Below are 16,807 nucleotides of genomic sequence, written 5' to 3' on the forward strand. Positions count from 1 at the left end.
TGGGCTATTTTCTACAAGATCGCTAAAGATTTTCTAGCATCATTTTCAATACTGCTTGAGCGGCATATTCCCTATTTCCTGCTTCTTGAATTACTGCGGAATTTGGTCCGTCTAATATTTCATCGGCAATTACCAAATTTCTTCTTACTGGCAGGCAATGCATCACTTTCGCATTATTCGTCACCGATAATTTAGCATTGTTGAATGTCCATTCTGGATTGTGAGTAATTATTTTTCCATATTCAGAATAAGAGCTCCAATTTTTCACATAGACAAAATCTGCTCCTTCAAGTGCCTTAATTTGATCATTTTCTATCTTTGCTCCACGACGAAACTCTTCAGCAAGTTCATAGCCACCTGGATGTGTAATGGTAAGATCGTAGCCCGCAGAAATCACCCATTCTGCAAATGAATTTGGAACCGCTTGCGGGAGGGCTTTGATATGAGGAGCCCAAGTCAAAACGATTTTTGGCTTTTCTACTTTCTTCAATTCTTGAATAGTCACCAAATCGGCCAAGCTTTGCAATGGATGCCGTGTGGCGGATTCAAGACTTACCACTGGCACACCTGCATATTTCAGAAATAAATTAAGCGTTTCTTCATTATAATCTTCTTTCCTGTTCTGCAAACCAGGAAATGAACGCACGCCAATTATATCACAATATTGACCCATCACCGCCACGGCTTCTTTAGCGTGTTCAGCTTTGTCACCGTCCATCATCACTCCTTCTCGTGTTTCTAATGCCCATGAATCTTTATCCATATTGAGCACGATTACATTCATCCCCAAATTATAAGCAGCCTTTTGCGTACTCATTCTGGTTCGCAGGCTTGGGTTTAGAAATATCAATCCTAATGTCCTATTTTCACCCAAATGCTGGAAAGCAAATGGATCACTTTTGAGAGATAAAGCACTATCTACAAGCTGATGGATATTATTAACATCCTTAGCTGAGGTAAATTTTATCATTTGTTTAAAGTTTTTTCAAAAAGAGTTAAGAAACGATCTGTATTCGGCATTGTAAGATTCAATGCAGGTAATAGACGTATAACATTCGGATTTGCTACACCAGTGAAAATTTTATGCTCCCAAAGCAAATCTTTCCTTACAGAAGCCAACTCCTCTGGCAAATCAATCCCAATCATAAGCCCTCTGCCTCTCACTTCCCTCACCTTATCTAATTTCGAAAGTTCTTGTATTAAGTAATCGCCAACTTTACTGGCATTGTCCATGAGATTTTCTTCTTCCATCACTTCCAATACAGCCAATGAAGCTGCACAAGCCAAGTGATTCCCACCAAATGTAGTTCCTAGCATTCCATGCCAAGGCTCAAATTTTGGTGCGATTGCAATGCCCCCAACTGGAAATCCATTGCCCATTCCCTTGGCCATTGTGTAAATATCTGCCTGAACATTGGCGAAATCATGTGCAAAAAACCTCCCGCTTCTACCATATCCGCATTGCACTGAATCGGCAATGTACACAGCATTATAATTATCACAGAGCGTTCGAATACTTTGCAGGAAATCTTCACTGGCTACATTTATCCCGCCTACGCCTTGGATCCCTTCTACTATTACACTCGATATTTGATTGCCATGCTTTAGAAATACTTCCTGAAGTGCATTTACATCATTCCATGGAAGATGAATTACATTCTCAGTTTCATTCACTGGAGCCACAATTTTTGGGTTGTCAGTAGCTGCTACAGCAAGGGAAGTTCTCCCGTGAAAACTCTTTTTGAACGCAATAACCAGTTTCCGTCCATTATAAAACGATGCAAGCTTCAGCGCATTTTCATTTGCCTCTGCTCCAGAATTACACATGAAAAGTTGATAATCTTCTTTGCCAGACAATTTTCCAAGCTTTTCTGCTAATTGATCCTGAAGAGGAATTTTTATTGAGTTAGAGTAAAATCCGATTTTCGAAAGCTGGTCTTGAATCCGCTGAACATAATGAGGATGACTGTGACCGATTGATATTACAGCATGCCCACCATACATATCAAAATATTCAATGCCGTCCTTATCCCAAACAAGGCTGCCCAGTCCCTTTACAATTTCAATGTCATTGATTGGGTAAACATCAAAAGTCTTCATTGCTAGAAAGAGGTTGATTTAAGTTTCAAACCTGCCGTTTCATCTAAGCCAAACATAAGATTCATATTTTGAACTGCCTGTCCTGAAGCACCCTTAATTAAATTATCGATAATACTATAAATCAATAATTTGTCACCTTGCTTTTCCAATTTAATGATGCACTTATTGGTATTGACAACTTGCTTCAAATCCAATTCGCCTTTTGTAACATGCGTAAATGGATGCTCAGCATAGAAATCTTCGAAAATACCTTGAGCCTCTTCTTGGCTAATATTTGTGCTGATATAGGATGTGATCCAAATACCACGTGTGAATGGTCCTCTGTAAGGAACAAATAGGATTTGAGAATCCGTTTGCTCATTAACTTGCTTTAGGGTTCTGTTAATCTCTTTTAAATGCTGATGTTGAAAAGCTTTATAAACGGATAGATTATTTGCTCTCCAACTAAAATGGCTTGTAGGACTTGGAGAAACACCAGCACCAGTTGAACCTGTAATGCCTGTAGTATGAATCTCTGCACCAAGCAAGCCCTTAGAGGCCAGCGGGAGGATACCCAATTGGATAGCTGTAGCAAAACAGCCAGGGTTTGCAATATTGTCTGCTAGTCGGATTTCTTCACGCTGCAATTCAGGCAGTCCGTACAGGAAAGTTCTTCCATTTACTTTTTCACCCAATCTAAAATCCTGACTCAAATCAATGATTCGAACACCTTTTGGAATATGATTATTCTGGAGGAATTTAACTGCTTCGCCATGTCCTGCGCAAATGAATAAAACATCAATATCGAAATGAAAGGAATCGCTAAAAAGCAGGTCTGTTTCGCCGAATAGATCTTGATGCGTTTCGTGAACGGGACTTCCAGCTTGGCTGGCGCTACGAGCGAAACTAATATCCACAAATGGATGATTTACCAAAATACGGATTAGCTCACCCCCAGTATATCCAGCAGCACCTATTATTCCAGCTCTAATCTTTTCCATCAGCTTTTTCCTTTACCTTGTGGTATATAAACGTCTGATTTCCAAAAATCTTGGTGAAGCCTTTTACATCGTCTCCTGACCAGCCGGTATTTTCCTCACCATATTTACCAAATTCGCTTGACATCAAATCATATTTGGATTCGATTCCATCTACGCTAAATCTGTAGGGCTGTAATGTAAGCCAGACATCTCCTGTCACTGTTTCTTGTGTATCCTCAAGGAATTTCTCAATATTTCGCATGGTTGGGTCGAGGAATTGGCCTTCGTGTAGCCAATTGCCATACCAATCGGAAAGTTGGTCTTTCCAGAATAGCTGCCATTTGGTAAGGACATGCTTCTCTAGCAAATGGTGAGATTTAATAAGCATGACAGCAGCAGGCGCTTCAAAACCCACTCGGCCTTTAATCCCAATTATCGTATCACCCACGTGTGTATCTCTGCCAATTCCATATGAACCTCCAATTGCATTTAGCTCCTGCACCAAGTCAACTGTATGAGCAAATTTCTTATTATCAATTGCGACAGGTTGGCCTTTATCAAATGTGATTTTAATAGTGCGTTGTGCAGTTTCTGTTACTTGAGTCGGATATGCTTCCTCTGGCAAAGCTTGGCGACTATTTAGCGTTTCTTTACCGCCAACAGAAGTGCCCCAAATGCCTTTGTTAATGGAATAAAGAGCTTTTTGAAAATTCATTTCCACACCGTGTTCTTTCAAGAAGTTGATTTCTTCCTCACGAGACAATTTCATATCTCTAATCGGTGTGATGATTTCTATACCCGGCACCAAAGTATGCAGCACCATATCGAAACGCACCTGATCATTGCCGGCACCAGTACTTCCGTGAACCACAGTGTTGATGCCAATTTCTAAAGCATAATTAGCAATTGCCAAGGCTTGAAATACGCGTTCCGCACTTACTGATAGTGGGTAAGTATTGTTTTTCAACACATTGCCGTACACTAAAAATCGTAGACATTCGTCCCAAAATTTTTCAGTCACATCCACAGTTTTGTGAGATACTGATCCAAGATTTTTAGCTCTCTTCTCAATTTGTTCTACTTCCGAAGGTGAGAATCCACCTGTGTTTACTGTAATGGTATGTACTTCGTAGCCTTGAACTTTGCTCAATTGCAATACGCAATATGAAGTATCAAGACCACCGCTAAAGGCAATAAGTGCTTTTTTATTCATGATGGGTGAATTCAACTATTTTGGTTTTATAGACCTGAAATTTTTAAATGGTTTAAAAGAACAAGGACCAAATTGCCTTGAGTATATTGTTAGAAGTAGATTTTCCTCCCGCTTCTTCTGCTTTTGGTTTTCTATCTCTAAGAAATACCCATTTCTTAAGTCTAGTCCAGCGTTCGAAAAGCTTAAAATTATCCTTGAAATGTCTCTCCCATTTGGTTACTTTTTTCTTTTTATTCTTCCAAGCTGGGTCGTAAAGCATTCCTGTACAAATACAGTTTTTACGTTGCTTTGCTTGTAATATGTCGAAGTTTACGCAACTCTGACAACCTTTCCAGAATGCCTCATCATCTGTAAGTTCTGAATAGGTAACCGGCTCGTAACCAAGCTCAGAGTTGATTTTCATTACTGCCAAACCAGTAGTCAATCCAAATATTTTAGATTCTGGATATTTCTTAAGTGACAGCTCAAAAATCTTTTCCTTGATGCTGCGGGCTACTCCGGTACCACGAAACTCAGGCGATACGATTAGTCCTGAGTTGGCAACGTATTTTCCATGACTCCAGGCTTCGATATAGCAAAAGCCCACCCATTGGCCATCTTTGGTATGGGCAATAATAGCCTTACCTTCCAGCATTTTTTGCTGAATGTATTCAGGCGTACGACGGGCAATACCTGTGCCTCGAGCCGCTGCAGATGAAGCCATTTCATCTGCGATAGTTTGAGCAAAATTTATATCTTGCTCATTTGCTATCCTTACTATGATATTGTTGTTTTTCATTAATGGCAATGCCAAAAAATTTCTAATTGAAATTGAATGCTAATGCGTATTAGACTTGAATAAAAAGAGAAAATGATAAATGGAGGATGGTGCCCACGTAGGACTCCTTAAATATTATAGCCCAAAGGGCCTAAATGACCTTATCCTATCTACTTGAAGAGTAACTTCAGCGCAGATAAAAGCAAACAAATCAGCAAGAAGATTGCTGTTAGTTGAGTTGTTGCCTATTATGGTTGTACTATTGGTCATTGATCGTGAGACAAAGGTTGTTAAAAAATAGTTTCATTTCAAAAAAAATATCTCAAAATATTTAAACGGTGAAAACACTAATCCTTATCCGACATGCAAAATCAAGCTGGGACGACCCTTACTTGGATGACTTTGAGAGGCCATTGAATCAAAGAGGCACAAGAGACTTGCCTAAAATGGCTGCTCGGTTTAGATCGAAATATGTGGATGTAAATTATTTTATTGCTAGTCCAGCCAATAGAGCATTGACTACCGCAAAGGCATTTGCTGAAGGAAAGGAGAATACATTGATGGTAGACAAGAGTTTGTATCATGCCTCCTATCGCAATATGATCTCAATCATAAGGCAAGTTGCCGACAAGCTTGATCAAATTGCTCTTGTAGGGCACAACCCAGGGTTGACAGATTTATGTAATCACCTTTTGCGTGATGAATACATAGACAATATACCTACTACGGGAATTGTGGTGCTCTCATTACCAATCACAAGTTGGAATAAAATTGCAGCCAAATCCGCCTCTTTGATCGAGTTTGATTATCCTAAAAAGTCTTAAGGATCGGAATTTTACTTCTCAGTTTTTTTAATTTTGGTCCAGCTTCGAAACGATAACCAACAGAGAATTTAGCCAATTGATTATCGAATTGCATATCAAGCAAGGATCCATTCATGAAATTATGTTGGGATTGAAATAGAGCGCCAATTAGCCATGTACCATCATTATAACCTATTCCTGCTCTCCATTTTACAGCATAAGCCATATCAGTGCCCTTGTTTTGTTGATCTATGTAAAAAGCATCCGTTGACATCAGGCCAGCTCCCGCAAATGCTCCTACAGAGAGATAAAAATTATTTTTGACAAAATTATGCGCATAACCAGGCCAAATTATCACGCCATTCCAATCTGCTACCAGCTGATTCGTTTCTCCAAATATTAAAGAGGAATTAGGAAATTGATCATCCTTCATTTTCAAAAATTTAATCTCTGACCCAATGATAAAACTACCAGCAGATTTGATTTGGCGGGAGGATTGGTTCACCATCATTTTCCAAGTGAATTTATCACCATTGAAAATGTACATGGGCATAATGCGAGTTTGTTGTATGAATAAGTTACTGTACAGTTGATTTGCCTCTGACTTATCAACCCACCCTCGATGAAATTGGTAGCTATATTCAAGTGTGAATTTCTTAAGGAAAATGGCTCCTTGCATATCAGTAAAGTCAATTTTCTGACCGACTGCTTTTTCAATTTGATTTTGAACTGGCGAAGGAAAATACACTTCTAAACCAATACCCAAACCATAAAGTCCTACGCCTACTAAATCACGACGAAGAGGAATGCCATCAAATATTTCGTTTCCATTTTGAGAAAGGGTAGCACTTAAATATCGTGGTGAATAAAGTGCTTTAAAAAACACATAATCTGGTCCGGCTTCAAAATATTCGTTGCTTTGTTGAGCAAAAAGTGTGAAGAAAGTTCCGCAAAAAATAAGGGTAAAAAAAAGCCGGAGTCTCATTCCGGCAATTTACAATTTCTATAGTATATATTGGCTTAAATCTTTGTCCTCTACCAAGCCGGAAAGCTTATCGCTTACCATTTGCCTATTGACGGCCACGCGGCTATTAGGCTCGATCTTATCTGGCATATCGAAGAGGAATTCATTGAGCAAGTGGCTCATTACGGTGTGCAATCTTCTTGCACCGATATTCACTACTTCCTCATTGATTCTAAATGCGATATCAGCAATTTCCTCTAGAGCATCATCTGTAAATTCTAGCGAAACATTTTCAGCTTCGAATAATGCGTGATACTGCTTAGTCAAAGCATTTTTAGGATCTTTCAAAATCTTTCTAAAATCTTCTTTTGTCAAGCTCTTAAGCTCAACTCTGATTGGGAACCGACCTTGAAGTTCAGGAATAAGATCTGATGGCTTAGATACGTGGAAAGCACCAGCTGCAATGAAAAGGATGTGATCTGTGCGTACAATACCGTATTTGGTATTCACGGCACTGCCTTCTACAATCGGCAATAAGTCACGCTGTACGCCTTCTCTACTTACATCCGGGCCGCCACCTTTTCCTCCCGCACTAGATGAAGCTATTTTATCAATCTCATCAATAAAAATGATTCCGGAATTTTCGGCTTTGAAAACCGCTTCATCTTTCACTTCATCCATATCGATAAGCTTGGAAGTTTCTTCTTCAAGTAAAATACGCTTTGCTTCTGCAATAGTGACTTTACGCTTCTTATTTTTCTTCGGCATCATATTGCTAAGCATATCTTGTAGATTGATCATGCTTGCTTCGTCCATCATGCCACCACCCATCATTCCTATACCTGGGTTTGAAGGAGCTTTTACATTAATTTCAATTTTACGGTCGTCTAATTCCCCCCGCTGTATTTTCTCTCGAAATTTATCTCGAGTCCTTTCATTCAATTCTCTATCTTCCTCGCTTACTATTGGTGTAGATTGATTAGTGCCAGGGTAAGTGCTTACACTGGCATTAGATTTTACAGGTGGTACAAGTGCATCTAAAATTATGTCTTCCACAATCTTATTGGCCTTTTCTTTTACCACTTCCTTCTTTTCGGCTTTCACCAAATTGATGGATTGCTCGGCCAAATCACGCACCATGCTTTCCACATCTCTGCCCACATAGCCCACTTCGGTAAACTTGGAAGCTTCCACCTTTACGAAAGGCGCATTGGCTAAGGTGGCCAATCTTCTAGCTATTTCGGTTTTACCTACTCCGGTTGCACCAATCATCAGAATGTTGTTAGGAATAATTTCCTTTTGCATATCAGGACGGGAATTCATCCTTCTCCATCTATTACGCAAGGAAATGGCTACATTTCTCTTTGCATCATCCTGACCAATAATATATTTATCAAGCTCAAATACTATTTGAACTGGCGTTAAATCTTTTACGAATTCAGTCATAAAAATTGTTTGAAAGCAGATTAAGCATTCTTTTCACTTGGCTTATTTTCTTCGACCAAATGAAATTTGAATGGCTTTTTAATTTGTTCTTTTTCTAAAGCTAACTCAAGCACTTCATCGGCTGTTTTCACATAATGAAATATCAGGCCTTTGGTATAAGTTTCGCCTATTTCTTCGACGTCACGCTTGTTGCGTTCGCAAAGCAAAATTTCCTTCATCCCAGACCTTTTGGCAGCTAAGATCTTTTCTTTGATACCACCAACTGGCAATACTCTACCTGTAAGAGTGATTTCGCCTGTCATGGCCAATTTATCTTTGATACTGCGCTGAGTTAATAATGACGTCAATGCAGCCAAAATCGTAATACCAGCAGAAGGACCATCTTTTGGTACCGCTCCAGCAGGCACATGAACATGCAATAAATATTGATCGAAAATACGATGATCGATATTCAAAACATCCGCTCTTGATCGCAACCAAGAAAGTGCAGTAATAGCCGACTCTTTCATCACATCCCCAAGCTGACCTGAAAGGGTAACATTGCCCTTACCACGACTTGCATTGGTTTCTATAAATAGAATCTCACCACCTACAGAAGTCCATGCCAAGCCTGTTGCAACGCCTGGGATTAAATTGTTCTCATAAATCTCCCGATCAAAGATTTCAGCTCCCAATATTTCAGGAATGTCGGTAACAAGGATTTTTGGCTTAAATTCAATATCCATCGCTTTTTTCTTGGCGATATGACGAACTACCGAACCAATTTTTCGCTCCAAGTTTCTTACTCCAGATTCACGAGTGTAATGGTCAATGATTTTTACAAGTGCCTTATTGTCAATTGTAATATCTTTCCCCGTCAGTCCATGTTCAGTTCTTTGCTTTGGAATGAGATGCTTCTTAGCAATTTGAACCTTCTCTTCTAGTGTGTATCCAGTAATTTCAATGATCTCCATTCTATCGCGCAATGCTGGCTGAATGGTTTCTAATGAATTGGCAGTCGCAATAAATAACACTTTAGAGAGGTCATATTCTACCTCCAAGTAATTATCTGTAAATGCATTGTTTTGCTCTGGATCCAACACTTCCAATAAAGCAGAACTTGGATCACCTCTGAAATTGGAATTTACCTTATCAATCTCATCCAATACGAACACCGGATTGCTTGATTTTACTTTCTTTATATTTTGAATCACCTTACCTGGCATTGCACCAATGTAGGTTTTTCTATGGCCTCTTATTTCAGCTTCATCATGTACACCACCAAGTGACATTCTGATGTACTTTCTATTGAGCGCTTTGGCGATGGACTTACCGAGCGAAGTTTTACCAACACCTGGAGGACCATATAAGCACAGAATAGGGCCTTTGAGATCATTTTTAAGTTTGAGTACTGCCAAATACTCAATGATTCTATCTTTTACCTTCTCAAGCCCAAAATGATCAGCATCTAATATTTTTCTGGCTCTATTGAGATCGAAATTATCCTTGGTGAAATCATTCCAAGGTAGATCAACCATTAGCTCAGCATAGTTCATAGAAACAGGAAACTCAGCTGCGGCTGGATTTATCCTAGACAGTTTATCAAGCTCTTTATTGAAGTGTTTTTCAACTTCTTTGGACCATTTCTTTGATTTGCCTTTTGCTCTTAATTCTTCAACTTCCTTTTCTGGACCATCGAAACCTAACTCATCTTGCAATACCTTCATCTGCTGGCGGAGATAGTAATCTCTTTGCTGTTGATCTATGTCGGTATGCACTTTATTTTGAATCTCTTGACGAAGCTCCAACATTTGGATATCGCGCATCATGTACTCTAAAAGCAAAGTAGCTCTTTTGTAACCATTATCAGTTTCAAGGAGCAGTTGCTTTTCCTTCACTTCTGCATTCACATTGCTTGATAAGAAATGAGTCAAAAAAACTGGACTTTCAATATTATCAAGAGCCACTTGAGCCTCCTGAGGAATTTCAGGATTAAGCTTTAAAATTTTATTTGCAGATTCTCTGATAGAAGATACAATAGCTTTGAAATCCTTATTATTCTTTTTTGGAAAATCCTCGTTTAGCTTTTCAATCTTGGCAATAATGTAAGGTTCATCTTTCTTGAATTCAGTTACATTAAATCTTGATTGCCCTTGAATGATTATAGTGGTATTACCATCTGGTAGCACAAGCATTTTGATAATTTTCGCTATTGTGCCAACGGAATATAAATCACCAGAACCAGGTTCTTCAGCTTTTGGGTTCTTTTGAGCAATTACGCCTAAAGTTCTATCACCTTTGTAAGCTTTCTTTACAAGCCTAATTGACTTTTGTCTTCCAACAGTAATAGGGATGATAACACCAGGAAATAAGACCGTATTTCGTACAGGTAGAATGCCAATTTCACTTGGTAATTCTTCGTTATCAGCTTCACCATTATATTCAGTTGAAATTACCTGCACTAAATCTCCAGAATCATCTTCTCTCATATCAGATATCATCAAAGACTGGAAGTAATTATTATTTTGATTATTCATAAATTAATGTCTGCTTGATTAAGAAGGGTGGCAAATATTGAAGCCAATCGCTCTATTTGAATAGCACATTGTCAATAGGAGTGCCAATGTGACAACTGACACATTCATTCCTTAATTTAGGAAATTATTAATAATACCGTGACAAAGCCGCATAATAATGCTGATATTTTGTCACATGGAAATGTTAGCTGAATAGCTTGAAGATATCATTCCCAATTACAAGCACCATTAAAACAAGGAGCATAAGCATCCCTACTTTTTGTGAGTTTTCTAGAAACTTATCTGATGGCTTGCGACCAGAAATAATTTCATATAGAAGAAATACCACATGTCCACCATCTAATGCAGGAATTGGAAGCAAGTTCATAAAGGCCAAAACCATTGAAATAAATGCTGTAGCGGACCAGAACCTTACCCAATCCCATTGTGAGCCAAATATCTTGGCAATCCCAATTGGGCCACTTGCCTTACTTGGAGAAATATCTCCGCTGATCATTTTACCAATACCAACTGCGTTTAGGTAAACAGCACTAAAAGCTCTTGAAGCTCCGGTTGAGACGGATTCTGCAAGTGTAAATTCCTTGGTAGTAACTTCCAGATTTGGTTGATGATAAAAACCTAAAGTTCCTTCTTCAGAAACTTCCGCCTGTAATGTTAATTGTTGTTCAGCCCTATCAATTGTTAGACTAACTTCTTGGCCTTTAAATTTATCTAATGCTTCTCCCAATTCATCGAAATAGTTGATTGAGATATCATTTACACTCAAGATTCTATCACCTGATTGGAGGCCAGCTCTTTCTGCTGGAGAGTCTTCTGTAACTACATCTACTTGGAATGGAACTCTAGGAGATATGAAAGTCTCCATACCATCATTAGTAGTTACTTTGTCGAGGAAATTAGATGGAATATTAATATCCAGTTGATTTCCATTTCTGTCCACGGTATAGTAAGCATTGTCTGCAAGTAAATATTCTGGGTTCGAAATATCTCCAAAACGCTCATAATCATTCCCATTGATTGCAACTACCTTATCGCCATTACGAAGACCAATTTCATAAGCAGCTTCATTTACTGCAATGCCATAACGATTACCTTCTTCTTTAGAAATGTAGCTTTCTCCCATGCTGTAAGTCAGCACTATGTAAATGAAAATACCTACGACTACATTCACGATGATTCCACCCAGCATTACGATTAAACGTTGCCAAGCCGGCTTCGCTCTAAACTCCCATGGCTCTGGTTCAGCACTCAAACTTTTGGTGTCGAGCGATTCATCTATCATGCCCGAAATCTTCACAAAACCTCCTAATGGAATCATTCCTAGAGAGTATTCAGTTTCACCCTTTTTGAATCCAAAAAGTTTTGGAGGGAAACCTATCGAAAATTTTTCCACCCGCATTCCGAAAGCCTTTGCGGCAATCATATGTCCTGCTTCGTGTATTCCAACTAAAAAAGATAAACCCAGCAAAAGCTGGGCAGCCATGATAAGTCCGTCCATCAGTTAATAAATTCGTTTGCTAAAATCCGGGTTTCCCGGTCTGTTAAAATTAAATTATCCAGATTTGGTGTCTCAATGTAATTGATTTTGCTCAAGCAATTCTCCACCACTTCTGATATTTCTGTAAAACTTATTCTTTCACGCAAAAATTCAGCCACCGCAATTTCGTTTGCGGCATTGAGAACACATGGCAGATTTCCACCTTTTTTGGCAGCTTCAAAAGCCATGTGCAAGTTACGAAATACTTCCATGTCAGGTTTTTCAAAGGTGAGGGATGGAAAATTTGCAAAGTCGAACCGTGGAAAATCGGTTTGAAACCTGTCAGGATAGGTCAGGGCAAATTGAATTGGAAGGCGCATATCCGGTAAGCCCAATTGAGCTTTGATACTGCCATCAGTAAACTGCACCAATGAATGAACTATCGATTGCGGGTGGACAATCACTTCCACTTGATCGATTTCAATATCGAAAAGCCATTTGGCCTCAATCACTTCCAAACCCTTATTCATCATAGTGGCCGAGTCTATCGTAATCTTGGCTCCCATTTCCCAATTGGGATGTTTCAATGCTTGAGCTTTGGAAACAGTTTGTAAATACTCCTTGCTTTTGCCTCGAAACGGCCCTCCAGATGCAGTAAGAATAATCTTCTCAATAGGGTTATGGAACTCACCAACCAAGCATTGAAAAATAGCCGAATGCTCACTGTCCACTGGAATTATGTCAACTCCGTGTTTTTTGGCCAAAGCCATGATCAAACCTCCCGCTACAACCAAGGTTTCCTTATTAGCTAAGGCAATGGTCTTTTTGCTTTCAATCGCTTTTATGGTTGGTATCAATCCTGCATAACCAACCAATGCGGTCAATACAATATCTATTTCAGGCAGAGTCACAATCTCATTCAAGGCATTTTCGCCCGAATGAATTTCAATATCATATTTTGATAGGGCATTTTTGAGGGCAGGAACTTTACTTTCATCACCAATTACTACATGCTTTGGTTTGAACTTAAAAGCCTGCTCAATGAGTAATTCCACATTACGTTGAGCTGTCAGTACATGTGCTGTAAACTTATCAGAATTAGATTGTATTACGTCTAAAGCTTGCGTGCCTATTGACCCTGTGCTGCCTAAAATGGCGATATTCTTTTGCTTTGTCATGCTAAGATTCTTCTATCCAATAGAGTATTTTGTGAGCTCATCTGCAATTTTTCGATCATTCGAGAGTCTTGGCACTTTATTTTGCCCACCTAATTTTCCCTGGTCTTTCATATAATTTCTAAATCCATCTCTTTGCACAGAAGTGATTTTCAAGGGACGCAAAATATTACCTGTTATCAGATCCTTATAATATGCATTCAGCTTTTGAAGCGCAATGTCTAGATCCTTTTCGAAGCCATTTAAATCATGTGGTGCTTGTCCAAATTCAACGAACCATTCATGATGCGGTAATCCAGTCAAAGGAGTCACTTGCGGCCCAACAGTAAATTCAATTATATCTACCTCCTTATGAAGCTCCTGCGTTGCCCTCATTGCATTTTCAACTTCTTCGCCAATTACATGCTCACCAAATGCGGAAATAAAATGTTTAATGCGGCCTGTTACCAATAATTTGTGTGGACTAGTTGAAATAAATCGAACTGTGTCTCCAAGGTTATATCCCCAAAGCCCTGCATTGCTATTAATGATTATCACATAATTCACTCCTGTTGTCACTTCACCTATCATGAGGCGAGTAGGATTTTCATCAAAAAACTCATCTGCAGGAATAAATTCAAAAAATATTCCTGAATTGCTAAGTAAAAGTAAGCCTTCTTCAATTTGGCTGTCTTGATAGGCAATAAAACCCTCTGAAGCCGGATATGTTTCTACAGAATCGATTTTCTTACCTATGCTTTCATATAGTTTTGCCCGGTAGGGTTCGAAGTTGACTCCGCCGTAAACGAATAGTGAAAAATCAGGAAAAACATCCTTTATTTTCTTTCCAGTCCGTTCAGTAATCCGATCGAAATACATTTGTACCCAAGGAGGAATTCCAGAAATAAGTGTCATCCTCTTGTCAATAGTTTCATCGATTATTTTCTCTAGCTTTTGCTCCCAATCTTCTATACAATTGGTTTCATAGCTAGGCAATTGGTTGGTTCGCAAATAGCCTGGCACGTGGTGATTTACAATGCCTGAAAGTCGGCCAGTATGCACGCCGCCTTTCACGTCGAGGGTTGGACTTCCAGAAAGGAATATTAATTTCCCGTCCAAGAAATCACCATTACCAGTTTCGTTCACATAGGACAATAGGGCATTTTTAGCACTATTGATATGATTTGGCAGTGAGTCCTTTGTAATAGGAATGTATTTTGTACCGGAAGTTGTACCGGAAGTTTTGGCGAAATAGGCAGGCTTACCAGGCCACAATATGTCTTTGGCACCTTGAACAACCTCCCGCATATAGGGAGACAAACCTTCGTAATCTCTTATGGGTACACGACTTTTAAAATCTTCATAATTCTTGATTGAATCAAAATCATGGTCTTTACCAAATTTTGTTTTTTTTCCATTTTCAATCAAATTTTTAAAAATCCTTAATTGGTATTTTTCTGGCGAACTAGACCATTTTTTTTGTTGAGAAACCACATAAGAAGCCAGTGGTTTACTTAATGTCGAACGAATACCCATATATGACAAAGCTAAGCATTAAAAATAATTGATTGTGGATAATAGCCGGCAAATTGACAAAAAAGCCAAAGGGCTTATTTTTGAAACTTATTCTAAAACTATAACGAATAAGGATACATCTATAGACACAAATAGCTAGCAAAATGAAGGATAAAATAATAGTGCTAATAATTGCTTTGGCAGCAGGATTTCTAGGTTCTGTGATTCATCATTCAACTTTAAATGAACCATTCTTTTCGATGGATCAATATCCAATTTTTGAAGATGCGTTTCAAACTGCCTCCAATGATTATGAAGTTGACATACCAAAAGAAGAATCAACAAAGTCCGTTTCAAGGATTGCAGAAAATTTACCAATCGATTTTGTAACTGCATCGGAAGCAAGCACACCGAACGTGGTATTTATCAGAACCATCTCAAGAGTAGAAAACAGAACGTCATGGTATGATATGTTTTTTGAAGGAAGGCAAGGGCAAAGTGTAAGTACAGGTTCTGGAGTAGTTTATTCAAAAGATGGATACATTATCACAAACAACCATGTGATTGCCAATGCCGAAAGAGTTGAAGTAATCCTTAATAAAAGAACTTATGATGCGGAATTGATTGGTACAGATCCATCTTCAGATTTAGCAGTCCTAAAAATACAAGGCAATGCCTTCAGCAGCATCAAAATTGGATCATCAGCTAATGTAAAAGTAGGAGAATGGGTATTGGCGGTCGGCAACCCTTTCAACCTAAACTCGACTGTCACAGCTGGGATAGTAAGTGCAAAAGGAAGGGAGCTAAATCTTTTGAGCAGTCGCTTCCCAATCGAATCCTTTATACAAACAGATGCTGCTATTAATCCAGGAAACAGTGGTGGTGCTTTAGTCAACTTACAAGGCGAATTAATTGGAATAAATACGGCTATTCTTTCAAGAACTGGTAATTATACGGGTTATGGTTTTGCTATTCCTGTAGATATTGTAAAGAAAATTACTGATGATTTGATAAACTATGGCGAGGTACAAAAGGCCTTTATTGGTGCGAATGTGAGTGATTTATCAGAAGAAATGCTGGTAAGTATGGAGAATACAATTGATGGTGGGGTAATCATAGATAACCTCCAAAATGATGGTGCAGCACAAATTGCAGGTTTACAAACAGGCGATATTATCATAAGTGTAAACGGTTTTGAAGTAGATTCAAAAGTTGAATTTGAAGAGCAAATTAGTTTTAGAAGTCCTGGGGATGAAATACGTATTCAATACTTAAGAGATGGCAAATCAGGAAATGCTAGTGTTCGATTACAAAATATACAAGGTACCACAGGTATTTATAAGCGGGAGGTATATTCTTCACAACTTTTAGGAGCTCAATTAGAGACTTTAACCAAAGTTGAAAAAGACTTGTATAGACTCGAAAGCGGTGTGAAGATAGTAGAAATAGGAGCAGGAAATCTAAGAAGACTTGGCTTAAAAAAGGACTACGTAATTACCCATGTCAATCAAGTACCGGTGAATGATCCTAAAAGGCTAGAGGAAATATTGAATTCAATTAGAGGAAGAGTATTGATAGAAGGAGTAAATGAAAGAGGCGAACCGATCTATACTTCATTTATAGCTAGATAAAACATCTAATTGCATGATATTTAGATAATTAATTTCAATCAAACACTGATTGAAGGATTGTATGTCTATCAAAAGTAATTCTAAAACAGTGAATTGAATATACTTGACTTTAGTAGTCATTGAGTCTAAAAGCTGGAGGTTAGCTCTACTCTATTTATCAAACCATAATAGATTAATATTATAGTGTCTAATGCCATTTCGTATAAACGCAAAAACGCCCGATAGAAGTGCATCTATCGGGCGTTCGAATAAAAATACGGCGACGACCTACT

Annotated in this window: 13 protein-coding genes; 2 read left to right on the forward strand and 11 right to left on the reverse strand. The window is 38.6% G+C overall.

Annotated features, from left to right (window positions below; translation table 11 throughout):
• Positions 1–22: 22 nt before the first annotated feature.
• Genes ACOXY8_RS11605 through ACOXY8_RS11625 form a run of 5 tightly spaced genes read right to left on the reverse strand, consistent with a single transcriptional unit; the run spans position 23 to position 5,050 of the window.
• Positions 23–970 carry an acetylornithine carbamoyltransferase gene (locus ACOXY8_RS11605; RefSeq protein WP_458331761.1) on the reverse strand — a complete coding sequence of 316 codons (948 nt, stop codon included), beginning with the start codon at positions 968–970 and terminating at the stop codon, positions 23–25.
• A complete protein-coding gene (locus ACOXY8_RS11610) occupies positions 967–2,100 on the reverse strand; it encodes an aspartate aminotransferase family protein (protein ID WP_458331762.1) in 1,134 nt (377 codons plus the stop codon). Before ACOXY8_RS11610 ends, ACOXY8_RS11605 begins: the two co-directional genes overlap by 4 nt.
• Positions 2,101–2,102: 2 nt before the next feature.
• The gene (gene argC, locus ACOXY8_RS11615; protein ID WP_458331763.1) at positions 2,103–3,080 is read right to left on the reverse strand and encodes an N-acetyl-gamma-glutamyl-phosphate reductase; all 978 of its coding nucleotides are present in this window, start codon (positions 3,078–3,080) and stop codon (positions 2,103–2,105) included.
• Positions 3,067–4,272 (reverse strand): argininosuccinate synthase, encoded by a 1,206-nt coding sequence (gene argG / locus ACOXY8_RS11620; RefSeq protein WP_458331764.1) that lies wholly within the window; start codon positions 4,270–4,272, stop codon positions 3,067–3,069. Before argG ends, argC begins: the two co-directional genes overlap by 14 nt.
• Before the next feature lie 52 nt (positions 4,273–4,324).
• Complete coding sequence (locus ACOXY8_RS11625) at positions 4,325–5,050, reverse strand: GNAT family N-acetyltransferase (protein ID WP_458331765.1); 726 nt, start codon at positions 5,048–5,050, stop codon at positions 4,325–4,327.
• Positions 5,051–5,367: 317 nt separating this feature from the next.
• Here ACOXY8_RS11625 and ACOXY8_RS11630 point away from each other — a divergent pair, with 317 nt between their 5' ends.
• Positions 5,368–5,853, forward strand: a complete 486-nt coding sequence (locus tag ACOXY8_RS11630) for a SixA phosphatase family protein (protein WP_458331766.1) — start codon at positions 5,368–5,370, stop codon at positions 5,851–5,853.
• On the opposite strand, the gene ACOXY8_RS11635 is transcribed toward ACOXY8_RS11630, so the two are convergent.
• The 6 genes from ACOXY8_RS11635 to ACOXY8_RS11660 form a co-directional block, all read right to left on the reverse strand.
• Entirely contained in the window at positions 5,840–6,817 is a 978-nt protein-coding gene (locus ACOXY8_RS11635; protein WP_458331767.1) for a DUF4421 family protein, read from the reverse strand. The genes ACOXY8_RS11630 and ACOXY8_RS11635 overlap by 14 nt on opposite strands.
• Positions 6,818–6,835: 18 nt before the next feature.
• The gene (gene hslU / locus ACOXY8_RS11640) at positions 6,836–8,242 is read right to left on the reverse strand and encodes an ATP-dependent protease ATPase subunit HslU (protein ID WP_458331768.1); all 1,407 of its coding nucleotides are present in this window, start codon (positions 8,240–8,242) and stop codon (positions 6,836–6,838) included.
• Between the two features lie 20 nt (positions 8,243–8,262).
• The gene (gene lon, locus ACOXY8_RS11645) at positions 8,263–10,758 is read right to left on the reverse strand and encodes an endopeptidase La (RefSeq protein ID WP_458331769.1); all 2,496 of its coding nucleotides are present in this window, start codon (positions 10,756–10,758) and stop codon (positions 8,263–8,265) included.
• Positions 10,759–10,942: 184 nt separating this feature from the next.
• Positions 10,943–12,256 (reverse strand): RIP metalloprotease RseP, encoded by a 1,314-nt coding sequence (gene rseP, locus ACOXY8_RS11650; RefSeq protein WP_458331770.1) that lies wholly within the window; start codon positions 12,254–12,256, stop codon positions 10,943–10,945.
• On the reverse strand, positions 12,256–13,413 hold the full coding sequence (locus ACOXY8_RS11655) for a 1-deoxy-D-xylulose-5-phosphate reductoisomerase (RefSeq protein WP_458331771.1): 1,158 nt from the start codon (positions 13,411–13,413) through the stop codon (positions 12,256–12,258). Before ACOXY8_RS11655 ends, rseP begins: the two co-directional genes overlap by 1 nt.
• Before the next feature lie 12 nt (positions 13,414–13,425).
• The gene (locus ACOXY8_RS11660) at positions 13,426–14,925 is read right to left on the reverse strand and encodes a GH3 auxin-responsive promoter family protein (protein WP_458331772.1); all 1,500 of its coding nucleotides are present in this window, start codon (positions 14,923–14,925) and stop codon (positions 13,426–13,428) included.
• Positions 14,926–15,068: 143 nt separating this feature from the next.
• Between ACOXY8_RS11660 and ACOXY8_RS11665 the strand changes: the two genes are divergently transcribed.
• A complete protein-coding gene (locus ACOXY8_RS11665; RefSeq protein WP_458331773.1) occupies positions 15,069–16,535 on the forward strand; it encodes a trypsin-like peptidase domain-containing protein in 1,467 nt (488 codons plus the stop codon).
• Positions 16,536–16,807: the final 272 nt, after the last annotated feature.

This window comes from Peijinzhouia sedimentorum (assembly GCF_049340005.1).
Lineage (GTDB): Bacteria > Bacteroidota > Bacteroidia > Cytophagales > Cyclobacteriaceae > CAXBDP01.

Bases quoted from the DNA above. Each gene is read 5' to 3' on its own strand.
- ACOXY8_RS11605 (WP_458331761.1), bottom strand. From the start codon at position 970: ATGATAAAATTTACCTCAGCTAAGGATGTTAATAATATCCATCAGCTT.
- ACOXY8_RS11610 (WP_458331762.1), bottom strand. From the start codon at position 2,100: ATGAAGACTTTTGATGTTTACCCAATCAATGACATTGAAATTGTAAAG.
- argC (WP_458331763.1), bottom strand. From the start codon at position 3,080: ATGGAAAAGATTAGAGCTGGAATAATAGGTGCTGCTGGATATACTGGG.
- argG (WP_458331764.1), bottom strand. From the start codon at position 4,272: ATGAATAAAAAAGCACTTATTGCCTTTAGCGGTGGTCTTGATACTTCA.
- ACOXY8_RS11625 (WP_458331765.1), bottom strand. From the start codon at position 5,050: ATGAAAAACAACAATATCATAGTAAGGATAGCAAATGAGCAAGATATA.
- ACOXY8_RS11635 (WP_458331767.1), bottom strand. From the start codon at position 6,817: ATGAGACTCCGGCTTTTTTTTACCCTTATTTTTTGCGGAACTTTCTTC.
- hslU (WP_458331768.1), bottom strand. From the start codon at position 8,242: ATGACTGAATTCGTAAAAGATTTAACGCCAGTTCAAATAGTATTTGAG.
- lon (WP_458331769.1), bottom strand. From the start codon at position 10,758: ATGAATAATCAAAATAATAATTACTTCCAGTCTTTGATGATATCTGAT.
- rseP (WP_458331770.1), bottom strand. From the start codon at position 12,256: ATGGACGGACTTATCATGGCTGCCCAGCTTTTGCTGGGTTTATCTTTT.
- ACOXY8_RS11655 (WP_458331771.1), bottom strand. From the start codon at position 13,413: ATGACAAAGCAAAAGAATATCGCCATTTTAGGCAGCACAGGGTCAATA.
- ACOXY8_RS11660 (WP_458331772.1), bottom strand. From the start codon at position 14,925: ATGGGTATTCGTTCGACATTAAGTAAACCACTGGCTTCTTATGTGGTT.
- ACOXY8_RS11665 (WP_458331773.1), top strand. From the start codon at position 15,069: ATGAAGGATAAAATAATAGTGCTAATAATTGCTTTGGCAGCAGGATTT.